This window comes from Fictibacillus nanhaiensis (assembly GCF_036213205.1).
Classification (GTDB): Bacteria; Bacillota; Bacilli; order Bacillales; family Fictibacillaceae; genus Fictibacillus; species Fictibacillus nanhaiensis_E.
Window position 1 is genome coordinate 93,322 of record NZ_JARMFC010000010.1, and the last position, 21,693, is coordinate 115,014.

The 21,693-nt window shown below is 39.7% G+C and carries 21 protein-coding genes and 1 riboswitch; of the genes, 2 read left to right on the plus strand and 19 right to left on the minus strand.

Annotation, left to right across the window (positions count from 1 at the left end; all coding sequences use genetic code 11):
- Positions 1 to 14 precede the first annotated feature (14 nt).
- Positions 15 to 377 carry an Asp23/Gls24 family envelope stress response protein gene (locus tag P4V41_RS12495; RefSeq protein ID WP_066240675.1) on the minus strand — a complete coding sequence of 121 codons (363 nt, stop codon included), beginning with the start codon at positions 375 to 377 and terminating at the stop codon, positions 15 to 17.
- A 234-nt stretch (positions 378 to 611) separates the two neighbouring features.
- Here P4V41_RS12495 and rpmB point away from each other — a divergent pair, with 234 nt between their 5' ends.
- Positions 612 to 800: a 50S ribosomal protein L28 gene (rpmB, locus tag P4V41_RS12500; protein ID WP_328085266.1), complete on the plus strand. Its 189-nt coding sequence runs from the start codon at positions 612 to 614 to the stop codon at positions 798 to 800.
- Between the two features lie 328 nt (positions 801 to 1,128).
- Here rpmB and spoVM read toward each other — a convergent pair whose 3' ends face one another.
- The 17 genes from spoVM to P4V41_RS12585 form a co-directional block, all read right to left on the minus strand.
- The gene (spoVM, locus tag P4V41_RS12505; protein WP_007202502.1) at positions 1,129 to 1,209 is read right to left on the minus strand and encodes a stage V sporulation protein SpoVM; all 81 of its coding nucleotides are present in this window, start codon (positions 1,207 to 1,209) and stop codon (positions 1,129 to 1,131) included.
- A 104-nt stretch (positions 1,210 to 1,313) separates the two neighbouring features.
- Positions 1,314 to 1,958 carry a thiamine diphosphokinase gene (locus P4V41_RS12510; RefSeq protein ID WP_328085268.1) on the minus strand — a complete coding sequence of 215 codons (645 nt, stop codon included), beginning with the start codon at positions 1,956 to 1,958 and terminating at the stop codon, positions 1,314 to 1,316.
- Entirely contained in the window at positions 1,955 to 2,527 is a 573-nt protein-coding gene (gene thiT, locus P4V41_RS12515; RefSeq protein WP_328085269.1) for an energy-coupled thiamine transporter ThiT, read from the minus strand. The genes P4V41_RS12510 and thiT overlap by 4 nt, the downstream gene beginning before the upstream one ends.
- An 87-nt stretch (positions 2,528 to 2,614) precedes the next feature.
- Positions 2,615 to 2,721: riboswitch (TPP riboswitch) on the minus strand.
- Positions 2,722 to 2,742: 21 nt separating this feature from the next.
- Positions 2,743 to 3,390: a ribulose-phosphate 3-epimerase gene (gene rpe, locus P4V41_RS12520; RefSeq protein ID WP_328085271.1), complete on the minus strand. Its 648-nt coding sequence runs from the start codon at positions 3,388 to 3,390 to the stop codon at positions 2,743 to 2,745.
- Positions 3,390 to 4,280 carry a ribosome small subunit-dependent GTPase A gene (gene rsgA, locus P4V41_RS12525; protein ID WP_328085273.1) on the minus strand — a complete coding sequence of 297 codons (891 nt, stop codon included), beginning with the start codon at positions 4,278 to 4,280 and terminating at the stop codon, positions 3,390 to 3,392. The genes rpe and rsgA overlap by 1 nt, the downstream gene beginning before the upstream one ends.
- Positions 4,281 to 4,282: 2 nt before the next feature.
- Positions 4,283 to 6,307 carry a Stk1 family PASTA domain-containing Ser/Thr kinase gene (gene pknB / locus P4V41_RS12530; protein WP_328085275.1) on the minus strand — a complete coding sequence of 675 codons (2,025 nt, stop codon included), beginning with the start codon at positions 6,305 to 6,307 and terminating at the stop codon, positions 4,283 to 4,285.
- Positions 6,304 to 7,158 (minus strand): Stp1/IreP family PP2C-type Ser/Thr phosphatase, encoded by an 855-nt coding sequence (locus P4V41_RS12535; RefSeq protein ID WP_328085276.1) that lies wholly within the window; start codon positions 7,156 to 7,158, stop codon positions 6,304 to 6,306. The genes pknB and P4V41_RS12535 overlap by 4 nt, the downstream gene beginning before the upstream one ends.
- A complete protein-coding gene (rlmN, locus tag P4V41_RS12540; protein WP_328085278.1) occupies positions 7,070 to 8,155 on the minus strand; it encodes a 23S rRNA (adenine(2503)-C(2))-methyltransferase RlmN in 1,086 nt (361 codons plus the stop codon). Before rlmN ends, P4V41_RS12535 begins: the two co-directional genes overlap by 89 nt.
- On the minus strand, positions 8,148 to 9,521 hold the full coding sequence (rsmB, locus tag P4V41_RS12545; protein ID WP_328085280.1) for a 16S rRNA (cytosine(967)-C(5))-methyltransferase RsmB: 1,374 nt from the start codon (positions 9,519 to 9,521) through the stop codon (positions 8,148 to 8,150). Before rsmB ends, rlmN begins: the two co-directional genes overlap by 8 nt.
- A gap of 2 nt (positions 9,522 to 9,523) precedes the next feature.
- A complete protein-coding gene (fmt, locus tag P4V41_RS12550; RefSeq protein ID WP_328085282.1) occupies positions 9,524 to 10,453 on the minus strand; it encodes a methionyl-tRNA formyltransferase in 930 nt (309 codons plus the stop codon).
- Positions 10,454 to 10,455: 2 nt separating this feature from the next.
- Positions 10,456 to 10,929, minus strand: coding sequence for a peptide deformylase (def, locus tag P4V41_RS12555; RefSeq protein WP_328085283.1), 474 nt, complete (start codon positions 10,927 to 10,929; stop codon positions 10,456 to 10,458).
- A gap of 18 nt (positions 10,930 to 10,947) precedes the next feature.
- On the minus strand, positions 10,948 to 13,356 hold the full coding sequence (gene priA / locus P4V41_RS12560) for a primosomal protein N' (protein ID WP_328085285.1): 2,409 nt from the start codon (positions 13,354 to 13,356) through the stop codon (positions 10,948 to 10,950).
- Positions 13,353 to 14,561, minus strand: coding sequence for a bifunctional phosphopantothenoylcysteine decarboxylase/phosphopantothenate--cysteine ligase CoaBC (gene coaBC, locus P4V41_RS12565; protein WP_328085331.1), 1,209 nt, complete (start codon positions 14,559 to 14,561; stop codon positions 13,353 to 13,355). Before coaBC ends, priA begins: the two co-directional genes overlap by 4 nt.
- A gap of 140 nt (positions 14,562 to 14,701) precedes the next feature.
- A complete protein-coding gene (rpoZ, locus tag P4V41_RS12570) occupies positions 14,702 to 14,908 on the minus strand; it encodes a DNA-directed RNA polymerase subunit omega (RefSeq protein ID WP_197127679.1) in 207 nt (68 codons plus the stop codon).
- The gene (gmk, locus tag P4V41_RS12575) at positions 14,908 to 15,525 is read right to left on the minus strand and encodes a guanylate kinase (RefSeq protein WP_328085287.1); all 618 of its coding nucleotides are present in this window, start codon (positions 15,523 to 15,525) and stop codon (positions 14,908 to 14,910) included. The genes rpoZ and gmk overlap by 1 nt, the downstream gene beginning before the upstream one ends.
- 15 nt (positions 15,526 to 15,540) lie before the next feature.
- Positions 15,541 to 15,798 carry an extracellular matrix/biofilm regulator RemA gene (remA, locus tag P4V41_RS12580; protein WP_066240628.1) on the minus strand — a complete coding sequence of 86 codons (258 nt, stop codon included), beginning with the start codon at positions 15,796 to 15,798 and terminating at the stop codon, positions 15,541 to 15,543.
- A 418-nt stretch (positions 15,799 to 16,216) separates the two neighbouring features.
- Positions 16,217 to 18,889 carry a calcium-translocating P-type ATPase, SERCA-type gene (locus P4V41_RS12585; RefSeq protein WP_328085289.1) on the minus strand — a complete coding sequence of 891 codons (2,673 nt, stop codon included), beginning with the start codon at positions 18,887 to 18,889 and terminating at the stop codon, positions 16,217 to 16,219.
- A 98-nt stretch (positions 18,890 to 18,987) separates the two neighbouring features.
- Between P4V41_RS12585 and P4V41_RS12590 the strand changes: the two genes are divergently transcribed.
- On the plus strand, positions 18,988 to 20,700 hold the full coding sequence (locus tag P4V41_RS12590; RefSeq protein ID WP_328085290.1) for an Rqc2 family fibronectin-binding protein: 1,713 nt from the start codon (positions 18,988 to 18,990) through the stop codon (positions 20,698 to 20,700).
- 315 nt (positions 20,701 to 21,015) lie between these two features.
- On the opposite strand, the gene P4V41_RS12595 is transcribed toward P4V41_RS12590, so the two are convergent.
- Positions 21,016 to 21,675, minus strand: a complete 660-nt coding sequence (locus P4V41_RS12595; protein ID WP_328085333.1) for a class I SAM-dependent methyltransferase — start codon at positions 21,673 to 21,675, stop codon at positions 21,016 to 21,018.
- Between the last annotated feature and the right edge of the window lie 18 nt (positions 21,676 to 21,693).

Below are 21,693 nucleotides of genomic sequence, written 5' to 3' on the forward strand. Positions count from 1 at the left end.
AAACTTCCTCCTAACTAAGGGGTTGTCACCCTGACACCCTGAACATAGATATTGACTGAGTCAACCGCTAAACCAAGCATTTGATCCAGGGTATATTTCACTTTGTTCTGAACGTTATGAGCCACTTCAGAAATCTTTGTTCCGTAACTAACGATAATGTACATATCAATATGTACTTCATCCTCTTCTTGTCGAACAACGATCCCTCGGGAGAAATTTTCACGTCCTAAAAGTTCAGTTATTCCATCCTTTAATTGCTTCCTTGATGCCATGCCGACAATTCCGTAACAATCAATTGCGGCTCCACCGGCGATAGTGGCAATAACTTCATTAGAAATATCAATTTGACCATAGGTTGTTTTCATTTCAATGGACATGCTTACATCCCCCTTTAATTTGTTAAATGGCTAACAAATATTTTACTATACATTAGCCTATTTTGAAAGGACTACTACATTTCACACTATGTAAATAGTATTGTCAAGGAAATTTACTTGAAAACCTTTTACGAATATGTTGCATTGCTACTGAAGTCATGCTAATATTATTTAGTATTTAACATACGATTGAATTGATGCAAAGCTTTTTTGCTGTAAAGGAGGTTCACCTACATGGCTCGTAAATGTTTTATTACTGGAAAAGGACCTAAAACTGGTAACAAGCGTTCTCACGCAATGAACAAATCAAAGAAAAGCTGGGGAGCTAACGTTCAAAAGGTTCGTATTCTTGTGAACGGAAAGCCTAAACGCGTATACGTTTCTGCTCGTGCCCTTAAATCTGGCAAAGTTGAACGTGTATAAATAAAAACAGCAGCAACCGCTGCTGTTTTTTTCTTTGCCCAAAAACTCTGTGGTGTCAAGAATATGGTCAAGTGGACAGTATTTTTGTAAAAGTGGACAGTAAAAAGCAGAAAACGGACAGTATTTTCTTATAACTGGACAGTAAGTTTTTAAAACTAGACAGTATTTAATTATATAAAAAGATGTTTCGACAGGAGGCTCACCGTTCACTCCAAAAGCGAGCAAGTGTGAGCGAAAACCAACTACGTCCATCGATTCACATTATATACGCAAACAGCTATAAATAAAAAACAAACAAAAAAAGCGCACAATGCGCTTTTTTTGTTTGTTATCCTTTTTTGAAAGATCCTAAGACGGCACGTACGAATCCTCCCAAGAATTTAGGAAGTTTAATGGTATAAAATTTCATCTTACCCCTCCTCCAGGCCCATAAAAAATGATAAGAGCTAAACAATAATTACTTTATTCCCCTTTTTATAAAAAGGTGCTTTGGGGCCTGTATTCCGTGATTTTTTAATCACGGCTCTTTACCATCAATATTATGCCGGAGTCAAAAGAATAAGTACCACTTTTATTTACAAGCTCATTGGAAACACATAATGATGAGCCAGCCTGAAGGTCGGCTTGTTCTAACGGATATTTAAATCCCTCTAATGTTATGCCTGTCACTTTTTCACTTTTAGCGAGAAATGATATATAGGAGTATCTATGATCTTGCTCAATATTATAACATCCCGGTAAATGTAAAGAGATCTCGTTCCTAGTATCTAAGATTCTTACATCTGCTCGTACACTCAGAGTTCTATATAATAACTGGATGTTCATTAGTTCGTGGTCTAACCTTCCACCAGTAGCACCGAATATGAGTATTTGTTCTGGATTCTGTTTCAACGCCCACTCTAGTGCGATCTCCATGTCTGTAGCATCTTTTTCAGATTGATATTGGTTCACTTTTATGGATGAGTTCATAATAATTCTTTTCTCATCATCAGAAACAGAATCAAAATCACCATATGCATGCTGTGGAAAGAATCCACTTCTCAATAAAAAGAGAGTTCCTCTATCGACTCCGATCCAAATATGATCCGATGCTAGATCATATGGCTTCAAATCAGGAATTAAGAGCTCTGGACCACCTGCAACAATGCTAATCTTCATGCGGCTTGATGGCGACCGTTTTTAGCAGCGTGCAATAGTTTTGGAGCAGTGTTTGTTAATAGGATAACAACTAGCGCAGTAATCGCGAAAATAACGACCATGAATGAACCGTTATACAAGAATGAATAAAGCCACACATTCATTCCTTTAGGAGCAAATTCGCTAAAGAAAATAACACCAGACAATACATGCGAGATTAATCTTAACGTGCATCCTACAAAAATCCCAAGAACCATCAAAGCTGTTCTTTTGGATGTATTTTGTGTTAGGGATGGAGCGAATGCACCTGCAACTCCCGCTAAAGCAAATGCAAGCGGATAATCAAGAATAACTTGTGCAAAATAGTAAATTTGAGGATTGATAAGAAGTTGTAACAATCCAACAACTAGACCAGTGAAAACACCTGCTTTTAACCCTCTTCTAAATGCTAAAAGAAATATTGGTACCATTTCGAGAGACACCGAACCACCTTGTGGCCATATCCCTTTGAAGCTAATCAACCCTAAAATGAGTGAAAGTGCAGCCATAATTGCGATTTCAGCCATCAATAATACTTTACTATTGTTCATTAATATTCCCCCCTAGTATGTCGTAAGAATAAACAAAAAAAGCAACCGGCATGTGAGCTCGGTTGCTTTTTAGATTTACATTCAAAAAGTCATACGACTCCACATTCCTACGCAGGTATGATCCAGCTTCAGGTTCAAAGGGTCGGGAGAACACTCCCCTCTCAGCCCTTTAAAGGACTCCCCCTGTGGTTGCTTATTTTATTTTATCCATTCAATTATACACCACGAATGGCTTCTATTGCATCCTTTAAATCATTCTTTCCATAAATGGCAGATCCAGCAACTAATACATTTGCCCCTGCCTCGACACAAAGGCGAGCCGTTTCAGGATTCACTCCACCATCAACTTCAATCTCAATATTTAATCCTTGTGTTTTTACTAGATCAGAAACTTCTTTGATCTTCGGAACTACGCTTTCTATGAACGCTTGTCCACCAAAACCAGGATTAACGGTCATTAACAACACAAGGTCAACATCTTGTAATATATGTTTAATGGAGTCGACTGGTGTAGCTGGATTAATTACGACACCCGCTTTTACACCTTGTTGTTTAATGAGTTGAACCGTTCGATGTAGATGAGGTGATGCTTCTACATGCACTGAAATAATATCAGCACCTGCTTTTGCAAACTCTTCAATATATCGATCTGGATTTTCAATCATTAGATGTACATCTAATGGCAGTTTCGTAACAGGTCGTATCGCTTGAACAACAAGCGGTCCAATCGTGATGTTTGGAACGAAATGTCCATCCATCACATCAACATGAATATAATCCGCACCCGCTTCTTCTACAGCTTTTATATCATCGCCTAACCTTGAGAAGTCAGCCGACAGAATGGAAGGAGCTATCTTAATCATTAGTACCTCCGTTTTTGATCTTTAATTTCTTGTAAAAAACTTACGTAATGGTCGTAGCGGAACTCTGGAACATACCCGTCCTCTACTCCCTTTTTAACAGCACATTTCGGTTCTGACGTATGTGAGCAGCCTCTGAACTTGCAATCGCCTCGAAGCTCGTTCATCTCTGGAAAGTACATTGATAAATCTTCTGCTTCAATGTTCATGAAGTCTAACGAGCTAAAACCAGGTGTATCAGCAACTAAGCCATTTCCGAATGGGATGAGCTCCACATGACGTGTCGTGTGCTTCCCTCGGCCTAAATGACTTGAAATCTCGTTTGTTTCGAGCATGAGCTCTGGATTAATAGCATTTAAAAGAGAAGATTTCCCCACACCAGACTGCCCTGCAAAGACGGTTACTTTATCTTTAAATAATGGATAAAACAAATCTAGGCTATCATCTGATTTGGTTGAAGTGGGTATTACCTCATATCCTAATCGTTTGTAGATTTCAATATATTTCTGAATCTCATCCATTTCTTCAGATTGTTGAACAAGATCCATCTTAGAGATACAGATAACAGGCAAGATATCGTTTGCTTCAATATGAACAAGGAAACGGTCTAATAAAAGCGTGCTAAAATCCGGTTCAGTAGCTGAAAAAACAAGAATAGCTTGATCTACGTTAGCGATAGGAGGACGAACTAACTCGTTTTTTCGTTCCTTCACATCAAGAATGTATCCATCTGTAATGTTGCTTGACTCGTATTCTACCCAGTCACCTACCAATGGATTAACTTTCTTTTTGCGAAAATTCCCTCTTCCTCTGCATTGGAAAACTTCAGACTTACCATTTTCCTTAACGTAATAAAAGCCAGCGAGCGCTTTAACAATTCTTCCTTCAGGCATGCTTAATCACCATCGTCCCCTTCCTCATCATCATCTTTACTCATTCTTCCGCTAGCACTTCTAGCATCATCATAATTGATCGTCTCAGATTCCTCTTCTTGTCCGTTAATATATACAACGTAAGAAGCAGAACCTCCCTCAGCAATCGTTAGAGGCAGCTGATAGTTCTTTTTGTCTGTGATCTGTTCTTCCACAAAAACTTCATTTGAAGCGTTTTTATCGGAATAGACGATCTTTACTGTAACTGGTTCTCTTCTGTCTTTCTTATCTACCTTAACTTCGATATCCTTCGTCACTGTACGGTCTTCGGAGGGAGGTTCCTCTTCGGCTGGCGGCTCCTCTGACTCTTCTGGGCCATCTGAAAGAACGACAGAAATCGTTGCCCCTTTTTCTACCTGAGTAAAAGGAGATGGATCTTGAGAGATCACTCTGCCTTTTTCAACTGTATCAGAGAACTCTTTTGAAAATTCAACGGTAAGTCCAGCATTATCAGCAAACGTTTTTACATCTTGTTCAGATGCACCGATTAAGTTCTCAACTTGAACCGTTGGTGTTCCCGAACTAACCGTTAGCGTTACTTCCGTCTCTGCAGGAGTCACTTTCTCATCGCGATCTGGACTTTGTTCCAGGACAGTACCTTCTGTCTCAGAGTCCGACTCTTCATAGTCGATATTGATCTGCGTGAAGCCATCTTCTTTTAAGCGTTCTTTCGCATCTTCTATATTATACCCTTCTACATCAGGCATACTTTCCTTTTCAGGTCCTTTTGATACGAATAACGTGACGATTGCTTGCTGTTTCACTTTTGTTCCAGGTGATGGATCCTGCCTTACTACAACGCCTTCTTCAATCTCAGGATCAAATACTTCCTGCCGTTTCACTTCAAGCCCTTCGGCTCTCAAGCTATCAAATGCATCAACATATTCTTTACCCGATACATCAGGAACACTTACCTCTTCAACATAAAAGATAGAAGGCATCATTGTGAAAGCAGCTATTGCCGCTCCACCTAATAATAAAAGTGAGATAAGAATAATAACCCACCAACTTCGTTTTTTCTTTGGTTTTTCGGGCTTTTTTTCTTTTTCTTTTTCTGCTGCTTCTACTTTCTTCACAGGTGTTTCAACAGGTGGTACTGTGATAGGAGGAATATATTTGGTTTTTTCATCTTCCTCGTTCTCTTCGTTCCACTTTTGTTCATACATACGGTCTGGATCTAAAGCTGAATTCATATCCCTCAACAATTCATCAGCACTGTCATATCTTCTTAAAGGATTTTTAGCCAAAGACTTTAATACAATATTCTCCACACTTTGTGGAATTTCTGGATTCAATCTCCGCGGTTCGATCACGTTTTCTTGAAGATGCTTTAACGCAACAGACACCGGTGAATCTCCGACGAACGGTACTCTTCCTGTGACCATCTCATAGAGTACAGCTCCGAAAGAATAGATATCGGATTTTGCGTTCGCGATTCCCCCTCTTGCTTGCTCAGGTGAAAAATAATGAACAGACCCGAGAATAGAGTTTGTATGCGTAATCGTAGCTGAAGTAATAGCGAGCGCGATCCCAAAGTCTGTTAACTTTGCAGTACCGTTATCTGTAATTAAAATATTATGCGGTTTAATATCGCGATGTATGATTCCATGATCATGAGCGACCGCCATCCCTGAAACGATCTGCTTCATAATATGCAATGATTCTTCAACAGATATTTTGCCATGTTCTTTTATGTATTGCTTTAGTGTTTTTCCCTGCACATATTCCATAACGATAAAATAGATCTCTTCATCTTCTCCAACATCATAGATACTAACAATGTTCGGATGGTTAAGACTTGTTGCTGATTCAGCTTCTCTTTTAAAACGTCTGATGAAATCTTCGTCTTTATTAAACTCTGAACGTAGAACTTTTACTGCTACATCTCTATCTAATATTAAATCTTTTGCTCTATAAACGATGGCCATTCCGCCGTCACCAATAACTTCTAAAAGCTTGTAGCGGCCACTGACTCTTTTTCCTATCATGTTATTGCTTCCCCTTTTGTTTCTGTGTCAGAACTGTTCTGTATAAGGATAGCAGTAATGTTATCTTCTCCACCGGCATCTTTTGCCCAAGTGATCAATCGTTCTACCTTCTCGGTAACGGATTCCATAGAATCTTCAAATACTTCTTGGAGGCGTTTAGACGAAACTTTATCTGATAGACCGTCTGAACAAAGCAAAAGATAGTCACCGTTCTGCCAAGTGATCGTATTAAACTCAGCTTCTACGGTTTCATCAGTACCGACAGCTTTCATGATCATGTTTCTTCTTGGATGAATCTCCGCCTCATCCTCAGTAATCTGACCAGATTTCACTAATTCTTGGACAAGTGAATGATCATCCGTTACTCTTTTCAGTTTTCCATCGGAATACAGATAACATCGGCTGTCACCGATATGAGCGACTGTAATTTCTTTATTCGTACCTAGAGCAGCCACAACTGTAGTACCCATACCTCTTGTTTCAGGATTCTCTTGAGAAAAATCAAAGATATGTTTATTCGTATCTTTTAAAACGTTCTGGATCCATTCTTTCACATTTTCCATATTTTCTTCAAATTGAGACCATGCTTCTTTCATCACTTTTAGGGCTTCTTGGCTAGCGATATCCCCTGCTTTATGTCCACCCATACCATCTGCGATAACTGCAAGAAAGTGTTCACCCTTTGTGAACACTTCCCCGCTGTCTTCATTATGCTTCCTTACCATTCCAACGTCTGTTTGAAAGGCAATTTGCATCATCCCGTCACCTCGTCTCTTCTTTACGTTCCTTCGCACGCAGCTGACCGCATGCAGCATCAATGTCATGTCCTTGTTCTCTTCTGATGGTGGCATTAATGCCTCTTGAGGTTAACGTCTCTAAGAACTTAAAAATTTGTGTTTTTGGTGTTCGGACATAGTCTCTTTCTGGTACATAGTTTACTGGGATAAGATTTACGTGACACTTAATATCCTTGATCAAATCCGCTAATTCGTTCGCGTGTTCTACGGAATCGTTAACTTTACCGAACAAGCCATATTCAAACGTCACACGGCGACCCGTTTTTTTAATGTAATAACGAATAGAATCCATTAATTCGTTTAACGGATACATTCTATTTACAGGCATTAATCGGCTTCTCGTCTCTGTGTTTGGCGCATGCAAGGAGATAGCAAAATTGATCTGCATACCTTCGTCCGCAAACTTGTAGATGTAAGGTACAACACCACTCGTTGAAATCGTAATGTGACGTGCCCCAATATTAAGGCCTTGATCGTGATTGATAATCTTAAGGAACGACATGAGTCCTTCATAGTTATCAAAAGGTTCTCCGATACCCATAACAACAACTGAACTTACTCTTTCTTCTGTTTCGTCAAGGGCTCGTTGAACTTGAAGCACTTGAGCTACAATCTCACCAGCTAGAAGATTGCGTTTAAGTCCTCCTAATGTGGATGCACAAAACGTACAACCTAAGCGACACCCTACTTGAGTTGTTACACAAATACTATTTCCATATTCATGTCTCATAAGAACCGTTTCAATCGAATAACCATCTTGAAGCTCGAATAAAAATTTAATCGTGCCGTCTGATGACTCTTGACGCACAACTTCTTTTAAAGGTTTGATATAAAAGTCTTTCTCTAGCTTCTCACGAAGACCTAAAGGAAGGTTCGTCATTTCCTCAAAAGAAGACACACGTTTTTTATACAGCCATTCAAAAATCTGTTTTCCTCTGAACTTTGGTTCTCTTATATCTGTAAGCCACGCTTCTAACTCATGAAGTTCTAAAGAAAAGATAGAAGGTTTGATATTTGGTTTTGTTTGTTTATCTGTTAAAGGTTTAAGCATGTTTCTCACCACCTGTTGTCTTTTTTCTGTATGCTGCTATATAGAATCCGTCACTATTAAAATAATGAGGCATGATCTGAAGATCTGATCTTTCATCCATTATATAGGATTTTACGGTTTCCGGCATTTTTTCTGCAAAGTGAGGATCCCATTCAAAATCTTGATGGTTCGTTAAAAACCAATCAGCAACTCTATCGTTTTCTTCCTTATCTACTGTACACGTGCTATAAACAAGTAATCCACCGTGTTTAACCATCTCAGAAGCAGCGTGCAAAATATCCTTTTGAATACTATTAAGCCTCTTTACATCATCTTCTGTCTTTGACCATTTAAGATCTGGCTTTTTGCGGATAACACCGAAACCGCTGCAAGGTGCATCTACAAGCACTCTATCAAACGTTTCCGCCCTATACTTCTCGGATACTTTACGCGCATCCAAAACAGATGCTTCGATATTTTCTAGCCCAAGACGTTCAGCTTGTTTCTTAATCAATTCTATCTTATGTGCGTGAAGGTCCAGTGAAACGACTCTTCCTTCTCCTTGCATCAATTCTGCCATGTGAGTTGACTTGCCACCTGGAGCAGCACACGTATCTAAAACTGTTTCTCCTGAGACAGGATCAACTGCTCGCGCTACTAGCATGGAGCTTTCGTCTTGTATCGTCACAAGACCCTTCTTGTAAACCTCTGTAGCAGGCAGATAGCCTTCTTTAATGATGATACCTTCAGGAGACAATTCTCCTTCTTCTGCAATAATTCCTTCTTCGGAAAGAAGCTCCAAAACATCTTTTCGATTGCTTTTCTTTATGTTCACTCTTGCGGTTACAGGAGAAGCTAACAAGTTTGATTGTGCCATTTTTTCAGCATCATCTTGTCCGAACTGCTCTCTCCAGCGGTCAAACAACCATTGAGGCATACTGTATGAAAGAGCTTCTTTTTCTGCTCCTTCTTCAGCTTTCTTATCCATTGCGACTGTGCCTTCACGCTGTAGTTTCCGTAAGATTCCATTTACTAGCCCAGCTAACCCTAGGTTACCGCGCTGTTTCGTTATTTCTACAGCTTCGTGGATGATAGCATGATCAGGAACTCGATCTAAATATAGCATCTGAAAAATAGATAGCCTTAATAGCGTTAATACCCAGCGATCTTTTTTCTTAATGGGTTTGTTCAATAATTGATCTAAATAAAAATCAATGGTATTTTTACGTTGAATTGTCCCATAAACGATGTTAGTTAAAAGTCCTTTATCTATACTTTTCATGTTAGAATTCTGCAGTGTTTGATTCAGCTGCAAATTGCTGTATGCCTGATTTTGTTCTATTTTAAATAAAACGTCCAGGGCGATTGCCCGAATGTTGTTTTCCAACTTTACTCACCTAATCTCAAGCCCTTCGAAATGCTTGCTCCTTTAAGATAATCACTTGCTAACATTCTCTTTTTACCTGAGAGCTGCAAGTCTGTAATAATAATACTTGTTTTGTTTCCTGTTGCGACCTGAAGACCTTTTTCATGAACACCAATTACAGTCCCCGGCTCTCCATCTGCACTTGTTTCCTTCTTTTCACCCCACCACACCTTAAGTGGCTGACCGTTTAAATACGTATAAGCAACTGGCCATGGGTGTAGCCCACGAATGTGGTTATAAATTTCTTCACCTGACATTGTCCAATCTATTTTTTCTTGCTCTCGAGTGATATTCCAAGCAAATGTAACTTCTTCATCCACTTGTTGCACAGGATTTATTTTCCCTTCTACAAGATGAGGGATGGTTTCTGACAATAGTTTCGCGCCAGCTTCGCTAAGCTTATCATGCATAGAACCAACATGATCATTTTCTTCGATTGGAACTTCAACTTGGGTAAGTATATCACCTGCATCTAATTTTTCAACCATGTACATGATTGTAATACCTGTTTTGTCGTTTCCATCCATAATACTCTTGTGGATCGGAGCACCTCCGCGATACTTCGGAAGCAATGACGCATGAACGTTGATACATCCGTATTTAGGGGTTTCAAGAATCGCTTTTGGTAAAATTTGTCCATACGCTGCCGTTACGATTAAATCTGGTTTAAGAGCGATGATGTCTTCATAGTCTTCACGCAGTTTAATAGGCTGATACACAGAAATTCCATGTTTAATCGCTTCTTCTTTAACAGGTGTTTGTTTGATTACTTTTTTTCTGCCTACAGGTTTGTCAGGTTGTGTTACAACACCGACGACATTGTAACCATCTTCAACGAGCTGACGTAGGACAGGTACGGAAAAGTCTGGCGTTCCCATAAATAATACTTTCATGCTTATCCCTCCAGTTCTTCCGTTTCGTAATATTCGATTACTTTTGAAGTAAATAATATTCCGTGCAGATGATCGATTTCATGTTGAATGGCACGAGCGAGAAAGTCATTTGCTTTTAATGTGAATTCTTTTCCAGATACGTCCAAAGCTGTAACAGTTACTTCAAAAGGACGTTCTACTTCACCAAATAATCCTGGGAAACTCAAACAGCCTTCAGGACCACTTTGACTTCCAGACGCTTTATTGATAAGAGGGTTAATCAGAACAATCTGACCTGTCTCATCACCAATATCTACAACTGCAATCTGTTCTGCAATTCCGATTTGTGGTGCAGCAAGTCCTACTCCTTCTGCCTCATACATAGTCTCGAACATATCTTCAACTAACTTCTTTAACTTTTTATCGAATGTTTTTACTGGTTCACATTCAGTCTCTAAAACTGGATGTGGATGTTCAACAATTTTAAGAATGGTCATTTTAATCTCCTTAACTAACTACATAAGTGTTTGGGCGTTTAAATCACCCGTTATCAGAAGGTCTTTAATCTCTTTATCTTTTTGGAAATGAGCAATAATTTCTTCAAACCAGGTTCTTAGCTCCGGTTCATTTTTGTATTTTATCATGACCTGATAGCGATATCTATCCTTCACACGTGCAATCGGTGAAGTAACTGGACCAAGAAGCAGACTATCTGATGATAATCTCTTCGATAAGTAAGTTGCTGCTTTCTCGCTTGCTTCGACCACTTGCATGAGATCGAGATGGCTGAACGTTAACAATCCTAAATAATAAAAGGGAGGATACTGATGAAGTTTCCGTGTTTGCATCTCATGATTATAAAAGGTGTGATAATCGTGCTTGGATGCTAGTTGAATGCTGTAATGCTGAGTATCATACCCTTGTACGATTACCTTTCCTTCAAGTTCGTGTCTACCTGCGCGTCCACTCACCTGTGTGAGGAGCTGAAAGGTTTTCTCTGAGGCTCTAAAGTCTGGCAGGTGAAGCATAGTATCAGCAGCTAACACGCCAACTAATGTGACTTTTGGAAAATCAAGTCCTTTTGCAATCATCTGAGTACCGAGCAATATATCTGCTTCACCATTTTCAAAAGCCGTTAGCAGCTTTTCGTGACTGCCTTTCTTGGAAGTCGTATCAACATCCATCCGAATAACACGAGCTTCTGGAAGCACTTTTGCCAGTTCTTCTTCTACTTTTTGAGTTCCAGTTCCAAAAAAACGAATATGCTCGGATGTACAGCTCGGACAAACAGAAGGTGTATTCTCTTTATATCCGCAATAATGGCATTTTAATTCACCGAAACGTTTATGATAAGTTAAAGAAATGTCACAATGAGGACATTGTGCTACATATCCACAATCTCTGCAAAGAATAAAGGAAGCATAACCTCGTCGATTTAAGAACAGCACCGATTGCTCTCCTTTTTGAAGTCCGTTTTTCAGCTTATCCATCAATGTAAGTGAAAACATAGAGCGGTTCCCGTTCTTTAGTTCTTCTCTCATGTCTACTATGGTTACTTCCGGCATCGGATTAGCATGTACTCGACTCGATAACTCCGCTAACTGATACCTCCCCTTTTGAGCTCTTGCATAGGTCTCGAGGGCTGGTGTTGCGCTACCAAGGACAATTGGACACGAATGATACTTCCCTCTCCATATCGCTACATCTCTTGCGTGATACCGTGGGTGATCTTCTTGTTTATAGCTTGTTTCATTTTCTTCATCTATTATGACAATTCCTAAGTTTTGGAACGGTGCAAAGATTGCAGACCTAGCACCAACTACCACTGAAACTTCTTTTCTAAGAATCTTTCGCCACTCATCATATTTTTCTCCAATTGATAATCCGCTATGGAGAACAGCGACCGCACTACCGAAACGCCCTTTAAAACGATTTACCATCTGCGGTGTAAGTGAGATCTCAGGTACGAGGACGATCGCTTCTTTTCCTCTATCAAGAACATTTTGGATGGACTGAAGATAGATTTCTGTTTTCCCACTTCCCGTGACACCATGGAGAAGAACCGTTTCGTGTTCATTGTTTTCGATAGAATGCAGAATTGGTTTAATCGCATCTTCTTGATTTTCTGTTAAAGATAGAGGCTGTGTTCGTTTCATCGAACGGCCTTGAAACGGATCACGATAGACCTCTTTTTCTTCTATAGAAAGAATACCTTTTTTAAATAGTGATTGTGCTGTTGAGAGAGTAGCTCCTGTTTCATTTAAGATTTCCTGCAAGGAGTACTCTCCATCTGGACGATGTATGAGTTCTAAAAGAATTGCCTTCTGTTTCTCAGCATTCTTATTCAACTTTTGAATCAGTTCTTCTGCTAAACCCCGGTCTGTAATAGAAACGAATTTCCGCATCTTTTTGTTGGCTTTACTTTTCACTTTATAAACTACGTCTAGTATTCCTTCTTTCGCCAACGACTGCAAGAGTGGTAACAGTTCTGGATCTGATTTTGTCACATTACTTACATGAATATCGTTGTTTGCTGAAAGAAGGGCATGAATTGAATTTGGAAGTTTATCAGGTTTGATGACTTGAAACGACTTTTCGTAAGTGGCTTTCATAGCAGCCGGCAACATGGCTTGATAAGCTGTAATGTAAAAACTAAGCGTATTTTCTGCTAGCCACTTACCTAGCTCGATCAGTTCGGACGTTAATACAGGGAGCGGGTCCAGAATCTCTGTAATGTTTTTCATCCCTTTTACCGTTGATGTTGATTTTACCTCTAAAATAAAGCCTTGAAGCTTTCTCGGCCCAAACGGTACGATGACACGCATCCCTGGTTCCGCCCATTTTTCCCAAACGGGCGGAATTTTATAGTCAAAGGTTTTGTTCACACTTCCTGAAGGAACATCAACTACAACTGCTGCGATCATCTTTTCATCAGATCCATAACTTCAATTAATATTTCATGCGCTGCTCTTTCTTTTGATAGAATCGGCAGTACCTTCTTAGAACCATCCTTTTTGATCATGATGATTTCATTTGTGTCGCTTCCAAAACCTGATCCTTCTTTTGAAACATCATTTCCTACAACCATATCGAGGTTCTTTCTTACCAGCTTATCTTGAGCATAGTTTTCAAGGTTTTCAGTCTCGGCTGCAAATCCTACTAAAACTTGATGTTCTTTTTTCTCGCCTAGAGATTGAAGGATATCAGTCGTCTTTTTCATCTCGATCGTCCAATGATCGTTTTTCTTTTTAAATTTGTTTGAATGAACCGTGACTGGTGTATAATCAGCTACGGCTGCACATTTAATGACTACATCTTGTTCATGAAAACGAGACATTGTCGCTTCATACATATCTTTAGTAGAAATGATTTTCTCAATTGTAATGCCATCAGGTAAAGGGAGTGAGGTGGGTCCTGTAACTAGAGTCACTTCTGCACCTAATTGTTTCGCTACTGCAGCTATTGCATAACCCATCTTACCTGATGAATGATTTGTAAAATACCGAACAGGATCCAGTGCTTCTCTTGTTGGGCCAGCGGTTACAAGTATTTTTTTCCCTGTAAACGGCTTATGTTCTGCTTTTTCTTCATTAAAATAAGTCTGGACTGACTCTATTAATTCCTCAGGTTCAGCCAGTCTCCCCTTACCGATCCATCCACAAGCTAGAAGTCCTTCGTTCGGTTCTATGAAACGCCAACCGAATGAAGCTAACGTTTCCATATTCTTCTTCACTGCGGGATGATTGAACATATTTACATTCATTGCAGGTGCAATTAAAACATCTGCTTTTGTTGCAAGCAACGTTGTTGTGAGCATGTCATCTGCTATTCCGTTAGCAAGCTTGCCGATAGAGTTCGCCGTCGCAGGAGCGATCAAAACAAGATCTGCCCAGTCTGCAAGGTCTATATGACTAACAACTGCAGGATTTTTTTCTTCAAACGTATCTGTATAAACTTCTTCTCTTGTCAGCGTTTGAAAGGTAAGTGGTGTAATGAACTTTTGTGCAGATTGAGTCAGGATCACTTTTACTTCGTATCCGTTTTGATATAATCTGCTTGCTACTGTTGCCGCCTTATATGCAGCTATTCCGCCTGAAACAGCAAGCAATATTCTCTTCTTTTCCATAATATACCCCTTCCGCCGCTCTGGTCTTATCCATGCTAACTCTATTTTACAGCATTTATATGTATTAAAAAATCTATTGAAATTCATCGAGAACAAAAAAATAACAACCTTTAGCCAAGGTTGTATATTTTTTCGCTGTTCTATTAATCTTCGGGTGTTTCTCCGACTTTCATTAATACACCGGATTGAATTTCTTCAAGTGCTTTACCAACAAACTTGTGTGATACAGGTTTTGCAATCTGCTGGTTATCATATTGTTGAATTTCTCTAGCGCGTTTAGAGCTAAGAGTAACTAGCGAGTATTTTGAATCAATCTTTTCCATAAGAGAATCGATGGATGGATATAGCATTATTGGTCATCTCCTAAAATTTTTTCGTATTTTGGACGAACTCGGTCCACGCGGCAATGCTCTGTGGTTATGATGGCTTTAATTCGATTGCAAGCAGCTTCGATCTCATCATTCACTACAGAATAATCATAGTGTCTCATGAGTTCAATTTCTTCCTTGGCTACGGACATGCGGTTGTTGATCAAATCTTCCGTCTCTGTACCACGTCCAACAATACGACTTCTTAATTCGTCCAGACTTGGTGGTGTTAAAAAGATGAAAACACCTTCTGGAAATATGTTTTTTACTTGAAGCGCACCTTGTACCTCGATCTCTAGAATGACATCTTTTCCTTCATCAAGTGTACTGTTCACATATTCAATCGGTGTCCCATAATAGTTGCCAACATATTCTGCCCACTCGAGCAGCTGTTTATTTTCAATCATATCAAGGAACTCTTCTTTTGTTTTAAAGAAGTATTCTACCCCATGCCGTTCGCCTTCACGCGGCTTTCTTGTCGTTGCTGAAACGGAATATTGAATGTTCAGCTTTTGTTCACGAAGCGCTTTACACACAGTTCCTTTTCCAACACCTGACGGACCGGAAAGAACAAACAGAATGCCTCTTTCTTTTTCCATAAAAACCTCCACAACCTAACTTTCTTCTGAGCCCTCATCAACCGACATCAGTCTGTGAGCTACTGTTTCAGGCTGAACAGCTGACAAGATAACATGATCACTGTCAGTCACAACAACCGCTCTCGTTCTGCGGCCGTATGTAGCATCAATCAGCATGTTTTTCTCTCGTGCTACCGTGATTAATCGTTTTATCGGTGCAGATTCAGGACTGACTACCGCAATAATTCGGTGAGCAGCAACAATATTTCCGTACCCAATATTAATTAATTTCATCTCTAAACGCCCCTAACCTGCTACTATTCTAGCCAAATGGAATAACGGGTCATACGCTAATTGTACGATATTGTGAAAAACTGTACACATGTTCTTATATTTTAGCACATAAATCCTGAAATCTAAACTAATTTCCCTATTTTTGCGGAAATATCGTTAAAAACTTGATAGCAATGCCATTTACATCGAATCACTCATAAAAGTCTAGAATCGCTCATAAAAGTCTAGAATCGCTCATAAAAGTCTAGAATCGCTCATAAAAGTCTAGAATCGCTCATAAAAGTCTAGAATCGCTCATAAAAGTCTAGAATCGCTCATCCAGCGTGCTTCACATCCGCTGGATGAGCGAATAAACCCCTTGTCTTGTTAAAAATAATAGAAGCTGGTACCCAAACAAACAGGAACCAGCTTTATTATTTTATCTAGCTTCTTTCTTAAATAATTGAAAGCCTGCTAGAGCGAATGTAGGGATAGAAGCCATGCCAAGAACGAGCAGCCATTGTCTTATTGATAGCGGAACCGTATGGAAAATACCTTGCAATGGTTCTACGTACATGACCACTAACAATAATAGAATAGATGAAATAACAGCCAAGACTAGATAACCGTTCTGAAACGGATTTCTATGAAAAACAGAACGCTCACTTCTGCAATCAAACACGTGGATCAATTGTGCCATAACGAGTGTTGCAAAAGCTACGGATTGCGCGACGATCAGTTGATCTGGATTTTCTTTTAATGTAACCCAGAAGGCAAGTATTGTCGCTCCACCGATCAAGAATCCCCTTGATACGATTTTCCATCCTAGGCCTCTAGAGAAGACTCCTTCTTTCGCTTGCCTTGGTTTTCTTCTCATAACGTCCTCTTCGGCCTGATCAACCCCTAGCGCCATTGCCGGCAAACCATCTGTAACTAAGTTTACCCAAAGAATCTGAATCGGGACTAGAGGAAGCGGTAATCCCATGATCATAGCAAAAAGCATAACCAAGATCTCACCTACATTGGACGCTAGAAGATAACGAATAAACTTTCTAATATTTTCATAGATGTTTCTTCCTTCTTCAATCGCTGAACGAATGGTGGCAAAGTTATCATCACCAAGCACAAGAGAAGACGCTTCTTTCGCAACGTCCGTTCCTGTTATACCCATTGCGATACCAATATTTGCTGACTTGATGGCTGGTGCATCATTTACGCCGTCACCTGTCATAGCAACAACATGTCCTCTTCTCTGAAGAGATTTCACAATTTTTAACTTGTGCTCTGGAGAAACTCGCGCGTATACGTACACATCTTCTGAAACTTTGTCCAATTCATCGTCACTTAATTGAGCGAGCTCAGCACCTTCCATCACTCTTCCACCGTTAGGTAACATGTTTAGTTTTTTTGCGATACTCGCTGCAGTTACAACATGGTCTCCCGTTATCATGACGGTCTTGATACCCGCAGTCTGACAATCTCTAATACTTTCTTCGACTTCAGGACGTGGCGGATCCATCATTCCCTGTAATCCTATAAAAGTGAGACTTCTTTCCGCAAAAGAAGCTTGTGAGTAGTGTTCGCCTTCTTTCAAAGGTCGAATCGCAACGGCAATCGTTCGCAGTGCTTGACTACCGAGAGCATAGATCGCTTCTTTTATTCTTTCTTTATGTGCTTGTTTGATCAATTGTTTTTTATCATCCCACACAATATAATCACTTTTCTCGAGCAATACGTCTGGTGCTCCTTTTACAACTAGCATTTGATTTCCTTCAGTATCACGAACAACTACACTCATCATTTTACGAGTAGAGTCAAAAGGAAACTCATGCTGAATCGTAAATTGTTCACTTAATGATTCTTTTGTGATTCCTGCTTTGTAAGCACTAACGAGTAATGCCGTTTCTGTTGGATCACCAACTTCTAATAATGATCCTTTCTTACCTTCTTCTATTGAAGCATTATTACAAAGAGCCGCATATGCCAAAACTTCTGTGAGCTTATCTTCTCGTTTATTGTTTTCTTGAATCCCGCCACCAACGACTTCAAAACCCTCTTCATTTACACTCCAATGTCTGCCTTGTGACCAAACTCGTGTAACGGTCATCTTATTCTGAGTAAGTGTTCCCGTTTTATCAGAGCAGATGACAGTTGCACATCCTAATGTTTCAACAGAAGGTAATTTTCTTACTATTGCTCGTTTTCGAATCATCTTTTGAACACCAAGCGCGAGTGCAATCGTAACGATTGCAGGAAGTCCCTCAGGAATGGCTGCAACAGCTAATGACACCCCTGCAAGAATCATGCTGTAGAGGTCATGTCCTTGCATAACACCTGCCAAAACTACTAAAACAGTTAATAACAGAGCAAGAGCAATCAAAATTTTCCCAAGCTGTTCAAGTTTCATCTGAAGAGGCGTCGCAATATTTTCGGCAGTTTGTATGAGATGTGCGATCTTCCCCATCTCTGTTTTCATGCCTGTCGCTACCACGATACCTTGTCCCGTCCCTCTTGTGACCATCGTGCCCATGAAAGCCATGTTCTCTTGATCACCAAGATTTAAGTCGTCAGCTGAAATGAGATTGTTGTGTTTTTGTGCAGGAACAGATTCTCCTGTGAGTGCTGATTCCTCGATCTGCAATCCGGATGTTTTTAAAAGTCTAATATCTGCTCCTACTCGATCGCCGCTTTTAACTTTTATCACATCACCTGTTACGACGTCTTTCGCAGCAATAGAAACCCATTTACCCTCTCTTAAAACCTGGGCACTGGGAGCAGATAGTTCTTTTAGTGAAGCTAAGGATTTCTCTGCTTTTCTTTCTTGGATAAAACCTAGGATTCCATTCATCACTACGATTAAAATAATAGCGATCGCGTCTAAGTATTCTCCTAAGAAACCGGATAACAAAGTAGCCGCTAAAAGGACGAGGACCATGAAGTCTTTAAATTGCGCAAGGAACATTAAAATGGCAGACTGCTTCTTTCCTTCTTCAAGTTGGTTCGGTCCATCTAACTTTAACCTTCGTTCTTGCTCGCTTTTCGTGAGCCCTTCTTCCATCCTGCTGTTAAGAACGGATTCAATTTCGTCTTGCGGCAGCTGGTACCAATTCATAGCTTCCACCTCTGATAAGATTAGTTAATAGCATTTATATGCAGGCATGTCCGCAAAAATGCTATACTATGAATCAGAAATAAGAGGTGAACCCAATCATGAGTTTTGATGGAATAATGACACGTGCAATAACAGCTGAATTACAGAACACACTTACGTCAGGCAGAATTTCAAAAGTGTACCAACCCCATAAGACTGATCTTGTATTTACTATCCGAGCAAACGGAAAAAACCATAAGCTATTATTATCCGCAAACCCCTCTTTTGCGAGAGTGCATCTGACAGAGCACACATATGAAAACCCGGACACTCCTCCCATGTTTTGTATGCTGCTCAGAAAACATTTAGAAGGTGCTTTCATCGAAAAGATCGAACAGCTTGACTTGGAGAGAATCATTACGATCACTGTAAAAAATCGAGACGAAATCGGGGACGAAACTACGAAGATCTTATACGTAGAGATCATGGGAAGACATAGCAATATTATTTTAGTTGACGAAAAATCAGAAAAAATTGTAGATAGCATTAAACATATTCCTAGCTTTCAAAATCGACACAGAACCATTCTTCCAGGATTTCAATATGTGATGCCTCCTGCACAGGAAAAGACAGATCCTTTTACCATTACAAACAAGGAAGAGTTTATCTCAAAGATATCGTGGAACGAAGGAAAATTAGATAAGCAGCTTGTAGCGAGATTCAGCGGATTCTCTCCGTTAATAGCAAAAGAAATCATTCACCGAGCTGGTCTATCTGTCAAAGAGGAAGTTGCGGATGCATTCTTTGAAGTAATGCAGCAGCTATCTCCACAACACTACGAACCTCAAATGATTACAAGCGAAAAGAAAGAATATTATTCTGTCATACCGCTACGTCATGTCACAGGTGAAATCCGTCAATTTGAAACAGTAAGCAAAATGCTCGATCGCTTTTTCTATGGTAAGGCTGACAGGGATCGCATTAAACAGCAAGCAAATGATCTCGAAAAATACCTTTCCAATGAGTATGACAAGATCACTAAAAAAATTGGTAAGCTTGAAAAAGAACTTCAGCAAACTGTCAATGCTGAAGAATATCAAAGAAAAGGTGAGCTGATTACTGCCTATATGTATTTAGCGAAAAAAGGCGATAAAGAAGTAGAAGTTGAGGATTATTTCTCAGAAGATCAGCCATTGATTAAAATTGCTCTCGACCCCCTTAAAACGCCGGCAGATAATGCGCAAAGCTACTTCAAAAAATATGCAAAACTAAAGAAGTCTGTTTCAATCATTAAAGATCAAATTGAAAAGGCAAAGAATGAATTGCTTTACTTCGAAAGATTGATCGTTCAAATGGATTCAGCATCCATGAAAGATGTTGAAGAAATTCGGGAAGAGCTCGGTGAAGGCGGTTATTTAAAACACAGGCAAAGTAAGAATAAGAAAAAACAAAACAAAGCTCCGCAGCCAGAGAAATTCGTTTCAACTGACGGAACAGAAATCTTGGTTGGAAAGAACAATAAACAGAATGATTACTTAACGTTCAAATTGTCACGAGCGAATGAAACTTGGCTTCACACAAAAGACATTCCAGGCTCACATGTGCTGATTCGTTCATCATCTCCAAGTGACTCAGCGATACAAGAAGCCGCGGTATTAGCAGGATTTTTCAGCAAAGCGAAGAATTCCAGCTCAGTACCCGTTGACTATACGCTAGTCAAACATGTAAAAAAACCAAACGGAGCAAAGCCTGGGTTTGTTATTTATGATAATCAGCAAACGCTTTATGTGACACCAGATGAAGATCTTATTTTTCGTTTAAAAAATAATTAACTGTTTAGTAAACTCTGTAGCTCTTGAAAGTGGTTGATTTCCGTTACAGGTTGCTCGCTTTTCGCGGGGCAGGCGGTGAGCCACATTCGTACGTTTCACTTTTAAGTGTCTCACCTGCCCGATTAAGTATTCTTGCTCCTGCGTCTACAAGTAAAAACTCACGAAGCGAGCTTCCTCGTAGCATGCCTTGCTAGAAGCTTCTCAAGTGGAAGACACGCACCTTACACTCCAATCAACTTTTCAATGAAGCGAATGAACAAGCAGCTAGATGCTACAATATACTTAATAAGAACTTAAAAAAGCAGGACAGCTTCATTAGCTGTTCTGCTCTTTTTTTGCTGTGGTAATCAGCGCAAGCCCGCCTAAAACTTCTTTATGTTGGATACAAGAAAACCCAAGATTTTGAAGTAACCCAGTCATTTCATTCTCTGTATAACGATGTCTTCTCGTACTAACATTTGACCATTTTAATAACGCCGTTCTTTCAAAGCCTGAGATTCCGTGTTCCTTACCATAAGAAGCAGCGGTTTCCTGACTCATCTTTTCACTAGGATTCAGCATAGCAATCATACCATCATGTTTGAGTACACGATGAACCTCTCGTATTCCGTTAGCAGGGTCTGGCAATAAGAACATTACACAGGTGGATAAAGCTAAATCAAAAGTTTCATCTTTAAGCGGCAAATTTTCGGCATCTGCTACTAAAAATTCACTTTTGGCACTTAATTCATGATAAAAGAATTGCTGAATGCTCGCTTTTACCATTTCAGACGACAAATCCACTCCAACTAATCTTCTAGCTTCCTCTGCCCCTCGCAACAATAACCTGCCCGTTCCACACCCTACATCCAGGACTTCTTTATCTACCCATGACGCTGTTGTTTCTTTTAACGTGTCATGAATTTTTCTTAGCCATGTTGTTCGTGCCATAGCATCAAAAAAAGAAACAAGTTCATCAAATTCCTCACCGTTCATTTTTCTCAAAATCGTAAT